Annotated in this window: 13 protein-coding genes and 1 pseudogene; 1 reads left to right on the forward strand and 13 read right to left on the reverse strand. The window is 38.9% G+C overall.

The window, feature by feature from the left end; genetic code table 11:
• Positions 1-261: 261 nt before the first annotated feature.
• The 11 genes and pseudogenes from QM374_RS01385 to eno form a co-directional block, all read right to left on the reverse strand.
• On the reverse strand, positions 262-459 hold the full coding sequence (locus QM374_RS01385; protein WP_075230276.1) for a hypothetical protein: 198 nt from the start codon (positions 457-459) through the stop codon (positions 262-264).
• 204 nt (positions 460-663) lie between these two features.
• Positions 664-895, reverse strand: a pseudogene (locus tag QM374_RS01390) (hypothetical protein); the annotation flags it as partial.
• A 298-nt stretch (positions 896-1,193) separates the two neighbouring features.
• Positions 1,194-3,017: a translation elongation factor 4 gene (gene lepA / locus QM374_RS01395; RefSeq protein ID WP_311522731.1), complete on the reverse strand. Its 1,824-nt coding sequence runs from the start codon at positions 3,015-3,017 to the stop codon at positions 1,194-1,196.
• Between the two features lie 78 nt (positions 3,018-3,095).
• On the reverse strand, positions 3,096-3,824 hold the full coding sequence (locus tag QM374_RS01400; protein ID WP_311522732.1) for a metallophosphoesterase family protein: 729 nt from the start codon (positions 3,822-3,824) through the stop codon (positions 3,096-3,098).
• Positions 3,825-5,492 (reverse strand): DNA repair protein RecN, encoded by a 1,668-nt coding sequence (gene recN, locus QM374_RS01405; protein ID WP_311522733.1) that lies wholly within the window; start codon positions 5,490-5,492, stop codon positions 3,825-3,827.
• Between the two features lie 6 nt (positions 5,493-5,498).
• A complete protein-coding gene (locus tag QM374_RS01410) occupies positions 5,499-5,930 on the reverse strand; it encodes an arginine repressor (RefSeq protein ID WP_049526273.1) in 432 nt (143 codons plus the stop codon).
• Entirely contained in the window at positions 5,923-6,738 is an 816-nt protein-coding gene (locus QM374_RS01415) for a TlyA family RNA methyltransferase (protein WP_414310654.1), read from the reverse strand. Before QM374_RS01415 ends, QM374_RS01410 begins: the two co-directional genes overlap by 8 nt.
• Positions 6,731-7,606, reverse strand: a complete 876-nt coding sequence (locus QM374_RS01420; RefSeq protein ID WP_414310655.1) for a polyprenyl synthetase family protein — start codon at positions 7,604-7,606, stop codon at positions 6,731-6,733. Before QM374_RS01420 ends, QM374_RS01415 begins: the two co-directional genes overlap by 8 nt.
• Positions 7,603-7,815: an exodeoxyribonuclease VII small subunit gene (locus tag QM374_RS01425; RefSeq protein ID WP_000043228.1), complete on the reverse strand. Its 213-nt coding sequence runs from the start codon at positions 7,813-7,815 to the stop codon at positions 7,603-7,605. Before QM374_RS01425 ends, QM374_RS01420 begins: the two co-directional genes overlap by 4 nt.
• Entirely contained in the window at positions 7,793-9,133 is a 1,341-nt protein-coding gene (gene xseA / locus QM374_RS01430; protein WP_414310656.1) for an exodeoxyribonuclease VII large subunit, read from the reverse strand. The genes QM374_RS01425 and xseA overlap by 23 nt, the downstream gene beginning before the upstream one ends.
• Positions 9,134-9,393: 260 nt before the next feature.
• Positions 9,394-10,698 (reverse strand): surface-displayed alpha-enolase, encoded by a 1,305-nt coding sequence (gene eno, locus QM374_RS01435; RefSeq protein ID WP_000022825.1) that lies wholly within the window; start codon positions 10,696-10,698, stop codon positions 9,394-9,396.
• 164 nt (positions 10,699-10,862) lie between these two features.
• Between eno and QM374_RS01440 the strand changes: the two genes are divergently transcribed.
• Positions 10,863-11,309: a DUF1694 domain-containing protein gene (locus QM374_RS01440; protein ID WP_248034364.1), complete on the forward strand. Its 447-nt coding sequence runs from the start codon at positions 10,863-10,865 to the stop codon at positions 11,307-11,309.
• Here QM374_RS01440 and QM374_RS01445 read toward each other — a convergent pair.
• Both QM374_RS01445 and serB read right to left on the reverse strand, forming a co-directional pair.
• Positions 11,306-12,421 (reverse strand): glycerate kinase, encoded by a 1,116-nt coding sequence (locus QM374_RS01445; protein ID WP_414310657.1) that lies wholly within the window; start codon positions 12,419-12,421, stop codon positions 11,306-11,308. The genes QM374_RS01440 and QM374_RS01445 overlap by 4 nt on opposite strands.
• Positions 12,422-12,437: 16 nt before the next feature.
• The gene (gene serB, locus QM374_RS01450; protein WP_371559001.1) at positions 12,438-13,079 is read right to left on the reverse strand and encodes a phosphoserine phosphatase SerB; all 642 of its coding nucleotides are present in this window, start codon (positions 13,077-13,079) and stop codon (positions 12,438-12,440) included.
• Positions 13,080-13,135 lie beyond the last annotated feature (56 nt).

Here is a 13,135-nt window from a genome sequence, read left to right on the forward strand (position 1 = left end):
CCACGATATTATACAAACTAGAATAAGGACTGACATCCATAGTTAACTGATTATCAAGCATCATTTCACCTCATCTCTAGTATAACAAAAAAGCCATCTATTGGATGACTTTTTCAGTGGGCTCCATTCGTACTGCTGGTGCTTTTCCATTGCTCATGGCTTAGAAAACTATCACTTTTTCGCAGAATCCGTATAACACATTTACAGAGCAGGTTCAAGAAAATGCGTTTTTTGAGAGGTTCTGACTAAAAATACGTCTATTTATTTTTTATTGTTTTTTATTGTAGAGCAGACCCAACCGAATGAACATAGGTTGTAGAAAGCAAATGAAAAAACTGCAAGGATGATAGCTCCTGTATCTAAATAACCTCTTTCAAGACCGTTTTTCAACAACAACAAGCCTGTAGTTTCGACAACGATCAAACATAAAAATATATAAAAAATTTTCGCATTAAGCATATTGTTACCGCTTTCTTTTTATTTGGTTTTATTGTATAATAAAAGTTGAAAAAAATCAAAAATACATAACCACCCATCTAACTGGTGGTTTGCACTAGGGCTATAAGTCCACATTACCAGCCAGCGCCTAAAGACGCTGGCTTTCACCTTGTTCAAGCCTCATCGCTCTTGACTCGTCACTTACCTCTTAAAAAGGCGTAAGTATTACTTACCACTATCCCTAAAGGGATCCTCATATTCTTTCACACTTAATTTATCTAGTGCTATATCATCCCATACTCGTTCTCAAATTTTTTATACTCGTGAAGAAATCATCCACTGGATAATTTCTTTAATCTTGAATACATTTCTTAATTGTGGCTTCATTAAGCCCTACTGTACTCACATAATAACCTTTCGCCCAGAAATGTCGATTCCCAAACTTGTATAGTTGATTGAAATAAGATATGAACAAAGAGATTAGGAAAGTCAAATCAATTTCTAAAAATGTTTTAGAATCTGTAGTGTGCTATTCCAAGTTCAATCTGCTATACTTGAGGTTGGCGCGTTTGTCAAACATTAAGAAAAGAGGCTGAGCAAAAAATCTTTAAAATCAGAAAAACGCATAATATCAGATGTTGAAAACCTTGATACTATGCGTTATATTTTTTCATTTTCGGAGAAAATTGACTTTTTACCCAGCCTCTTAAAAAATCATTATTTTATATTTATCTTATTTTTTCTTGAGATCTCAACTATTCTTCATCCATGCTCAAAACGCTGAGGAAGGCTTCTTGTGGGACTTCTACTGATCCGATGGCTTTCATACGTTTCTTACCAGCTTTTTGTTTTTCGAGAAGTTTACGTTTACGAGAAACGTCACCACCATAACACTTGGCAAGAACATTCTTACGAAGCGCTTTAATATCTGTACGAGCCACAATCTTATGTCCAATAGCTGCCTGAATCGGTACCTCAAACTGTTGACGAGGAATGATTTTCTTGAGCTTATCAACAATGAGTTTCCCACGTTCATAAGCAAAGTCTTTGTGAACAATAAAGCTAAGAGCATCCACCTTATCACCATTAAGAAGGATATCCATTTTCACCAGCTTAGATGGGCGGTACTCTGACAACTCATAGTCAAAGCTCGCATAGCCACGTGTTGAAGATTTGAGCTTATCAAAGAAATCGAAGACAATTTCAGCCAATGGAATTTGATAAATAACGTTAACACGATTGTCATCAATATAATCCATAGTCACAAAGTCCCCACGCTTGCGTTGAGCTAATTCCATTACTGCTCCGACAAACTCCTGTGGTACCATAATCTGAGCCTTGACATAAGGTTCTTCAATGGTCGCAATCTTAGTTGGGTCTGGGAATTCTGATGGATTTGACACATCCATAGACTCACCATCAGTCTGATTGACCTTGTATATAACGGATGGTGCAGTCATGATCAAGTCAATGTTGAACTCACGTTCCAAACGTTCCTGAATAACATCCATATGAAGAAGGCCGAGGAAGCCACAACGGAAACCGAATCCAAGAGCTTGCGATGTTTCAGGTTCAAACTGAAGACTAGCATCGTTCAACTGCAATTTTTCAAGGGCTTCACGAAGATCGTTGTACTTGTTTGACTCGATTGGATAAAGACCAGCAAAAACCATAGGATTCATCTGCTTGTATCCATCTAGTGGCTCTGAAGCAGGGTTTGCCGCCAAGGTAACTGTATCACCGACACGAGTGTCTTGAACTGTCTTGATAGATGCTGCAATATAACCAACGTCACCTGTCGCAAGGAAGTCACGTCCTACTGCTTTGGGTGTGAATATTCCGACCTCAGTCACATCAAAGGTTTTACCATTGCTCATGAGCTGAATCTTATCACCTGGCTTAACAACTCCATCCATGACACGAACTTGGAGTATAACCCCACGGTAAGCATCGTAAACTGAGTCAAAAATCAAAGCCTTAAGTGGTGCAGTAACATCACCAGTTGGGGCTGGTACTTTTTCAACGATTTGCTCTAGAATTTCTTCGATACCGATACCCGCCTTGGCAGAAGCCAATACTGCTTCGCTGGCATCCAAACCGATAACATCCTCTATTTCTGTACGCACGCGCTCTGGATCTGCTGCTGGAAGGTCAATCTTGTTAATGACTGGCATAATTTCCAAATCATTATCCAAAGCTAGGTAGACGTTTGCCAGGGTTTGAGCTTCAATCCCTTGGGCTGCATCGACCACTAAAATAGCTCCTTCACAGGCAGCAAGCGAACGCGATACTTCATAAGTAAAGTCTACGTGCCCTGGTGTGTCAATCAAGTGGAAAATATAGGTCTCACCATCTTTAGCAGTATAATTCAGCTCGATAGCATTGAGTTTGATAGTAATTCCACGCTCACGCTCCAAATCCATGCTATCAAGAAGCTGAGCTTGCATTTCACGACTAGAAACCGTCTCTGTAGCCTCCAAAATACGGTCTGCTAGTGTTGACTTTCCATGGTCAATATGGGCAATGATAGAGAAGTTACGAATCTTCTCCTGTCGTTTTTTCAATTCTTCTAAGTTCATCATTCTCTTCCTTTCAGGGTATCTATTAATTATAAATTGTTTTTAACATTTTGACAAGACCATACCCTGTTAGGAGTACTAATCTTCAGCAATAAAACCGTCATTTTCAATATAATGACGTTCAGTCATGCCTTGATCTGTAAAGATAATACCATGAAGAACACCGCCATAGACAGCTCCCCCATCCATACCAACTTTACCATCTTCTGTTATCCAGAGTTCAGATGTGCCAGGTTTTTGATCCAACAAACCATAAACAGGAGTATGCCCAAAGACAATTGTTTTCCCAGTATGATTTTCTGCCTCATGGAAGGGTTTTCTGAGCCAGACTTTCTTATAATCTGTGGTATCATGCCAATCTTCCAAGGTCAAATCAATACCTGCATGAACAAAAATATACTTATCTGTTTCAATGATAAAAGGCATCTGACGGATAAACTCCACTAAGTCGGCTGCTTCTGTCTCAACACGCTTAGCATCTGCTACTCCATCTACTGGTGCATCTAATGGACGGCCTAAAATGGAATTAATGGTTGTATCCCCACCATTACGACGATAGTGGTCATAACTTTCTTCAGGATTATCTAACCAAGTTAAAAACATATACTCGTGGTTCCCTGATAAGCAGATAGCTCCTTGGTTATCTACCAAATCCTTGACCATTTCAAGAACACGGCGGCTATCTTCTCCTCTATCAATCAGATCTCCAAGAAAAAGTAATTGAGTCTTGCCATCCCATGTTTTAAGTAAATCTTCTAACATTCCAGCTTTTCCGTGGACATCACCAATTACATAATAGTCTGTCATTTATTTCTCCTTACTTTGTAATAATTCTCTCGCTTGAGTCAATGCTGCTTCTGTCACATTCTCCCCAGCCAACATCTTAGCGACTTCTTCAATCCTTTCTTCAACTGTTAACAAGCGAACTGTTGAAACGGTTGAATGTTCATTGCTAATCTTTTCGATGAAGAACTGATAATCTGCAATCGCAATGACTTGAGGAAGGTGAGAAATAGCTAATACTTGACCATGCTGCCCAATTTTATGAATTTTTTGCGCGATGGCTTGAGCTACACGACCTGAAACTCCCGTATCCACCTCATCAAAGACGATACTGGTCTTGCCTTCCTTTCGAGAAAAAGCGGACTTGATAGCTAACATCAAACGAGACAATTCTCCTCCAGAAGCTACTTTTACTAATGGTTTAAAATCTTCTCCAGGGTTGGTTGAAATGTAAAATTCAACACTCTCATTACCTTCACGACTGAATTTTCCTTGACTAAAACGAACTTGAAATTCAGCTTTTTCCATGTAAAGGTCTTGCAATTCTTGCTTGATTTCAGCTTCTAAGTCCTGCGCTATTTTATGGCGAGCTTGAGCAACTTGACCTGCTAAATCCACAAGATTTTTTTCAAGTTTCTTGAGTTCGATTTCCATATCTTCAGAAGATAGATTATTTCCGGTTAGAAGATTGTATTCGTCTGTAATCTTGGCAAAGTATTCAAGGACATCATCTACACTACCACCGTATTTACGTGTGATGGTATGAATTAAATCTAGTCGGCTTTCAACCTGCATCAGACGATTCCCATCAAAATCTAAATCATCAATAATGGATTCCAAGCGCTTGGTGATATCTTCTAGAACATAATAGGATTCAGAAAGGGAGCTTGAGATCTCACGATACTCTGGATCGAACTCTTCAAGACTTTCCATATCATTCATGGCCGAACGAACATTTGCAAGGCTTGAAAATTCTTCATTATCAAGCATAATATAAGCATTTGTTAAAGTATCGGCGATATGTTTATGGTTAAGAAGTTTGTCTCTTTCTTGATTAAGTGCAATATCTTCACCCGCTTTCAAATTAGCTGCTTCAATCTCAGCCATCTGAAATTCCAACATTTCAATACGAGCCTTGTGTTCCTGCTGATTTTTTTTGATGTCAAGCACTTGCTTGCGCATACGGCGGTAGTTATCGAAGCTCATCTGATAGGCTTCTTTTAATTCAAAGAAAGAAGCATTCCCAAACTCATCCAACATCTGAATATGTCGATGTGGGCGCATTAACTCCTCTTGGTCATGTTGACCATGGATATCAACTAGCTGTTGACCAATCGTCCTTAGTACTGAAAGATTAACCATCTGTCCATTGACACGACTGATGCTTCGGCCGTTTTGTAAAATTTCGCGACGAATAATGATTTCATCACTCAATTCTAATCCTTGTTCATCAAAAATTTCTTCTAGCGCGCGATTACTTTCAATTGAAAAAAGACCTTCAATTTCCGCTTTTGGAGCCCCATAACGAATAACTTCTGTTGTAGCTCGAGCTCCTAACATCATATTCATAGCATCAATAATGATTGATTTACCCGCACCTGTTTCACCAGTTAAAACTGTCATCCCTTGTTCAAAGTTCAAAGAAATTGATTCGATGATAGCAAAATTTTTAATCGAAATTTCCAGTAACATATAATCCTACCAATTTTTAACTTGCTCAAAAATATCTTTGGCTGTTTCTTCACTTCTCAATACCATCAAGATGGAATTATCATCAGCAATACAGCTAAAAATTTGGTCAGAAAAAACAGTCATCAACTGACTCTTGACGAAAATAGTATTCCCTGGAATAACTTGCAAATTAATCATATGCCCCATGCGTTCAGCATGAATAATATTATTTTCTGCCAACTGCAAGCTTCTAACGATTGATTTTGGTAATTCATAAATGTAAGTATTGTCTTTCAATGGAATTTTTACAATACCTAATTCTTTAATATCTCGGGAGACTGTTGCTTGAGTAGCAGAGATACCCGCTTCTCTCAAGTGTTCAACGATTTCTTCCTGTGTTCCGATTTGATAATCTGTAACAAATCTTCTAATCTTCTCAAGTCTCTCTTTTTTATTCATCTTTAAATTCTCTATGTGCTTTCTCCACTATTTTTTCTATTTCAGAAGTAACCTGATTGATTGCGTGATCTTCTTTTCGCAAATAGGCTAAAAACTCGATATTCCCATGACCACCTTGAATAGGAGAATAGTCCAATCCTAAAACTGAAAATCCTTCATCAACCGCCATTTTATTAACTGATTCTAAAACATTTTGGTGAACTTTGGCATCTCTGATAATTCCATTTTTACCAATCTGTTCTCGACCAGCCTCAAATTGAGGCTTAACTAAAGCTACAACCTGACCTTGATCAGCTAAAACTCGGTGCAAAGCTGGCAAAATAAGGCCTAGGGAAATAAAACTAACATCAATACTGGCAAAACTCGGCTCTTCTTCAAAGTCAGTCTTTTCAGCATATCGAAAATTAAACTGCTCCATACTTACAACACGAGGGTCTTGGCGTAATTTCCATGCCAGTTGGTTAGTACCAACATCGACTGCAAAAACTAGTTTAGCACCATTTTGCAACATGACATCCGTAAAACCTCCAGTTGAAGCTCCGATATCAATGGTCGTTTGTCCCTCAACTGATAGATCAAAAATATCTAGCGCCTTCTCAAGTTTCAAGCCACCACGACTGACATACTTAAGTTTCTCGCCCTTGAGTTTCAACTCTGTATCGTCAGGAATTTTTTCTCCTGGTTTATCAAATCGTTCGCCATTTAAAACAGCGACTACCAAACCTGCCATAACACCTCGTTTGGCTTGTTCTCTCGTTTCAAATAAACCTTGTTTGTAAGCTAGTACATCTACTCTTTCCTTAGCCATTGATTCTCAAACTTTCTACTATTTTCACAATTGGCTCCTTATCAAAACTCACAACTTGGCTAATCTCTTCAAGTTTCGCATTAGCTTGATCCAAAGTTTGATTGCAAAATGCTATCGCCTGATCTAATCCCAACAAAGCAGGGTAGGTTGACTTTTCGGCTTGCAAATCCTTCTGGGGTGTCTTGCCGATTTCCTCAAAACTTGCTGTAACATCAAGCACATCATCTCTCACTTGGAAAGCCAGGCCAATCAACTCGCCAACTGTTTTAAGCTGTTTCTGAAGATTTTCATCCAATCCAGCAATGATGCCAGCCGCTTGGAAAGGAAAGGCTAAAAGTTTACCCGTTTTATTAGCATGAATGGTCTGAAGTTCCTCTAAATTCAAGTGTTTTCCTTCACCTTCCATATCTAATACTTGACCAGCTACCATTCCCATACTACCAGAAGCAAGTGATAGATTTGCTATTAAATCTACCTTAGTTTGGCTCGGTAAATCTGCTTGGGCAATCAAGGCATAGGGATCCAAAAAAAGCGCATCCCCTGCTAAAATAGCTAGAGCTTCACCATACACCTTATGATTGGTCAAACGTCCTCGGCGATAATCATCATTATCCATAGCAGGTAGATCATCATGGATCAAACTTCCTGTATGAATCATTTCTAGTGCCGCTGCAACTTGAGCATGTTCCTGAGTGATAGGCACTTGCAAGGAGTCCAAAACTTCTAAAAGTAAATATGGACGAATCCGTTTACCTCCAGCATGTATGGAATAAAGAACAGCTTCTCTTAAACTGGACGCAAATTGTTGGTTGCCATAAAAGTCTTCAAGAGCTGACTCGACCAAAGCTAGTTTTTCCTGCTTGTTCATACCAGTTCACTTTCTGTTCCATCTTCTTGCATAACTTTGACCAAGGTCTTTTCAGCCTTATCAAGTGTTGCCTGCAATTCTTTGGATAAGAGCATTCCTTTTTGAAAAGCAGAAATAGCATCTTCCAAAGCAATTTCACCATTTTCTAAGCTTTGAACAATCGTTTCAAGTTCTGCTAGATTTTCCTCAAATTTCTTTTGTTTTGACATCTTTAACCTCTAATTCTACCTGACCGTCCCGCATCAACAGTGATACTTGGTCATTTTCTTTCAAATCTTTCGCAGAAGCCACTACGACTTCTCCCTTTTTGACAATTGCATAACCTCTGGCTACAATTCGACTAGTATCTAGCATAAGGAGAGCTTCTGATAGGCGTTTTACTTCTGCTACTTTTGCATCATAGGTCACAGCCATCTGGCTACGCATTAGTTTTTGCAGTTGGAAAATACGATCCTGGTAACGCTGGATCTTGATGATTGGTGATAATTGTTCCAAACGGTGGACTTGTTCTTGCACCTTTTGTTGATTTCGAACCAATTCAGCATTCAATCCTTGCTTCAGTCGCAGCTGTAACTGATCCAAGCGTTGTAGATAACCGTCATATAAACGCTCTGGTTGTCTGAAGATAACCGATTGACTGAGGATTCTCAAAGCTTCTTTTTTCTTTGACAAGGTATGTTTAACCGCTGTAGTCATGCGTTTTTCTTGATTCTGAAGATAGGTCAAAAGATCTAACTTAGTTACTGGTGTAGCGAGTTCAGCAGCAGCTGTCGGCGTTGCCGCTCTCTTATCAGCAACAAAATCAGCCAAGGTGACATCTGTTTCATGACCTACACTCGAAATAATCGGTAAACGAGATTCAAAAATTGCTCGAACTACAATTTCTTCGTTAAAGGCCCAAAGATCTTCAATGGAACCTCCCCCACGACCAATAATCAGAACATCTAAGTCAGCGCGTTCATTGGCTCGAGTTATATTACGAGCAATTTCCTCTTCAGCACCCTCACCTTGAACTTTAGTAGGATATAAGACAATTTCCACACCAGGGAAGCGTCTACTGACTGTAGTGATGATATCTTGGATAACAGCACCGCTTCGACTGGTCACCACACCTATTTTTTTTGAAAATTGTGGTAAAGATTGTTTAAATCGCTCTTGAAACAAACCTTCTTCTGTCAGTTTCTTCTTAAGTTGTTCAAATTGGATAGCTAAGACACCGACACCATCTGGTTCAGCTTTTTCAATGATAATCGAATAACTTCCACTTGGCTCATAGACTTGGACACGACCAACCACATTGATCTTCATCCCTTCTTCCAAATCAAAACCTAGTTTCTGATAAATACCTGACCAAATGGTTGCCTGAATAACCGCTCGGTCATCTTTAAGAGAAAAATACTGATGCGTTGGACGCTTACGGAAGTTAGAGACTTGACCAGTTAAATAGACCCGTTCCAAGTAGGGGTCTTTATCGAATTTCATTTTTAAATACTTGGTCAAAGTTGTAACCGATAAATACTTTTCCATCTCTACCTCCTTCTTCTCTCTAGTTTTTCCTGGGTATTATTATACCAAAAAAACGTTTAAAAATCTTGAATTTCCACCTAGAATAGTGAAAATACAGGGAATTTATGTGTGAATTAATTTCTTAATATTTTTGCCCCTTTTTTGCCCCCTGAACAGAAAAAAAGCCCTTCGGATAAAATCCGAGGGGCTTAAATCTTGTTTAATCAAGAGCCGAACTTTTGAGTTTCAAGGTTCGGGATAAAATAGTTCACTGAACTATTTTATTTTTTCAAGTTGTAGAATGATTTCAATCCACGGTATTCAGCTACTTCACCAAGTTGATCTTCGATACGAAGCAATTGGTTGTATTTAGCGATACGGTCAGTACGTGAAAGTGAACCAGTCTTGATTTGTCCTGCGTTTGTTGCAACTGCGATGTCAGCGATTGTTGAATCTTCAGTTTCACCTGAACGGTGTGATACAACGGCAGTGTAACCAGCTTCTTTAGCCATTTCGATAGCGTCGAATGTTTCAGTAAGAGTACCGATTTGGTTAACTTTGATAAGGATTGAGTTAGCAGCGCCTTCAGCGATACCTCTTTCAAGGTAAGCAGTGTTTGTAACGAAGAAGTCGTCACCAACCAATTGAACTTTACCACCAAGACGTTCAGTAAGAGCTTTCCATCCATCCCAGTCGTTTTCATCCATACCATCTTCGATAGTGATGATTGGGTATTTGTTTACCAATTCTTCAAGGTAGTCGATTTGTTCTGCAGAAGTACGAACAGCAGCTCCTTCACCTTCGAATTTAGTGTAGTCGTATACTTTACGTTCTTTATCGTAGAATTCTGATGATGCACAGTCAAATCCGATAAATACGTCTTTACCTGGAACATAACCAGCAGCTTCGATAGCAGCAAGGATAGTTTCAACTCCGTCTTCAGTTCCTTCGAAACGAGGAGCGAATCCACCTTCGTCACCTACGGCTGTTTCAAGACCACGAGATTTAAGGATTTTCTTAAGAGCGTGGAAGATTTCAGCACCCCAACGAAGAGCTTCTTTGAATGTTGGTGCACCAGCAGGTACGATCATGAATTCTTGGAAAGCGATTGGAGCATCTGAGTGAGAACCACCGTTGATGATGTTCATCATTGGAGTTGGAAGAACTTTAGTGTTGAATCCACCAAGGTAGCTGTAAAGTGGGATTTCAAGGTAGTCAGCAGCAGCACGAGCTACAGCGATAGACACACCAAGGATTGCGTTAGCACCCAATTTACCTTTGTTAGGAGTTCCGTCAAGTGCGATCATAGCACGGTCGATAGCTTGTTGGTCACGTACATCGTAGCCGATGATTGCTTCAGCGATGATGTTGTTTACGTTGTCAACAGCTTTTTGTGTACCAAGACCACCGTAACGAGATTTGTCACCATCACGAAGTTCAACTGCTTCGTGTTCACCAGTAGAAGCTCCTGATGGAACCATACCACGTCCGAAAGCACCTGATTCAGTGTAAACTTCTACTTCAAGTGTTGGGTTACCGCGTGAGTCTAGGACTTCGCGAGCGTAAACATCAGTAATAATTGACATTTTTTACTCTCCTTATTGAGTTAAATTTTTTACACCTCTATGATACCTTAAAAAGACACCTTTTTCAAGGAAAAACGTTATCTTTGTGCAAATTTTCCTTAAGTTTATAAAGTAATCGCTTTCTTTTATCTGTTTTCTCCTTTATTTTATGATATACTATTTTTATGACTGATCTATCTAAACAAATCCTAGAAAAGGCCAATGGTGGTCTTAAACTAAATCCTGATGAACAAAGACGTTTTCTCGGAACATTTGAAGAACGTGTCCTTGGCTACGCAGACCTTGAAACAGCTGATGATGATAAATTTAAAAATGGATTTTTAACAATTATAGAAACCTTTAAAAAAGAGACTCAACCTCTATTTGTCAAAATTTCTCCTCAGGTAGAGTTTGATAAACAAGTTTTTTATCTAAAACAATCCAAAGATGCTGACTGCCAAGCGACCATCGTTTCTGAAGATCATAACTCTTCTCCTTTTGGCCTAGTTATCCATAGCGATGCCCCTGTTCAAACAAGTGAAAAAGACCTCAGAAAGGCCTTTTCAGACTTATGGCAGGAAAAAGAGATGAAAAAAGCTCCTACTTCTCTTTGGAAAAAATGGTTTGGTTAATTTTTCTTCAAAGCTAAAATTTGACCAATGTTTGCAGCTGTATCTTCTAAATAGATAGCTGCATTTTTTAAACTATCTTCTAATGGTTCGCTTTTTTCTAGTATTGAAAAAGCAGCTATGACATTCTCAAATGGTAAAGGAGGTAAATCCTCAGCTAAACTACCACAAATAGCAATAACTGGAACACCATTTGGTGTTCTTTTTGCTACTCCGATTGGAGCCTTACCAGATAAACTTTGAGAATCTAACCTACCTTCACCAACGATGACAAGATCTGCATCCGCAACCTTCTGATCAAAACCGATTAGATCTAAACAAGTTTGAATACCAGACACAATTGTTGCTCCAGCATAAGCACATAAGCCAGCTGCAATACCACCACCTGCTCCAGCTCCTTCCAGTTTTAAGATTTCAGGGGCAACTTTACGATAGAAGTTTTCAATAGCAGAATCAACTTCATGAAATTGAGCTGGATCCAATCCTTTTTGATTTCCAAATGTATAGGTAGCACCGTGTGTTCCACAGAGTGGATTGGTAACATCTGCTAAGATTTTGATATGCACATCAGAAGGAATAGATATAACTTTCTCCTTTGAGATATCAGTAATTTCAAACAAAGACTGACCAATAGCTAGAAGTTCATCTCCATTTTTGTCATAGAACTGGTAACCAAGTCCTGAAGCAATACCAATTCCACCTTCGTTACTGGATGTCCCACCAACTCCGATATAGATCTCTTTCATTCCTTGTTCGATTAAATATAGGATCAGTTGACCAATCCCCTTTGTTTGAATCTTCAGTGGATTTCGTTTTTCAATAGGAATTTTAGCAAGCCCAACTAAATCGGCCACCTCGAACAGAGCAAGTTCTCCTTTTTGAACATAAGTCATTTGAATCTCATCTCCAAAGGGACCTGTCACTAAAGCAGTTTTTTCTACAAGACCAAGTGAATTTTTAATGGCATCCACTGTTCCTTCCCCTCCATCGCCTACAGGTAAGAGCAAACATTTCGATTCAGGTAGAGCCTTTTTAAGGCCTCGTTTAATAGCTTTAGCTACTTGGTTAGCAGAGAGACTCTCCTTAAAAGAGTCAGGCGCGATAACAATTTTCATACACTCATCTTTCTAATCAAAGGAAATCTATCAGATTCAATACTTTTGTTAAATCTCTATCTTCAATTTGAAGGGGAATTTCCTCTTTCACGATTTCTTTGGCACAGAAGCCAATGCCGATTCCAGCTCTCTTCAACATTGCTAAATCATTAGCTCCATCTCCAATAGCAATTGTTCTATCAATTGGTACCTCTAATTCATCAGCCCATCTTACTAGGGTTTCTTTTTTAACTTCTCTGCTGATAATAGGACCAACAAGATTTCCAGTTAAATAACCATCTCTGATTTCCAGTTGATTAGCAGCAAATAATGAAATCCCTAAATCTTTTGCTATTCTTTCAACCACAGGTGTAAATCCACCCGAAACTAGACCCACTTCTATCTGATTTTTTTGCAGAGTATTAATAAATTGCGCAGCATTTTTACTAAGGTGTAGTTCATGATAAATCTTATCAAAAGTATCTACAGATAGTCCTTTTAATAAAGAAACACGTTTTCTCAGGCTTTCTTCAAAATCAAGTTCTCCTCTCATAGCTTGGACAGTCAGTAGAGCTACTTTTTCTTCACATTCTGCTTCTTTCCCCAACAAATCAATAACTTCCTCTTCTATCAGTGTCCCATCAACATCCAGTACACAGAGTCCTTTAATTTTTTTCATATAATTGCCTTACTTTCATAATCTCAAAAAATCGTATGAAGGTATCATACGATTTT

Origin of the sequence: Streptococcus infantis (assembly GCF_047465525.1) — a bacterium.
GTDB classification, from domain to species: Bacteria; Bacillota; Bacilli; order Lactobacillales; family Streptococcaceae; genus Streptococcus; species Streptococcus infantis_R.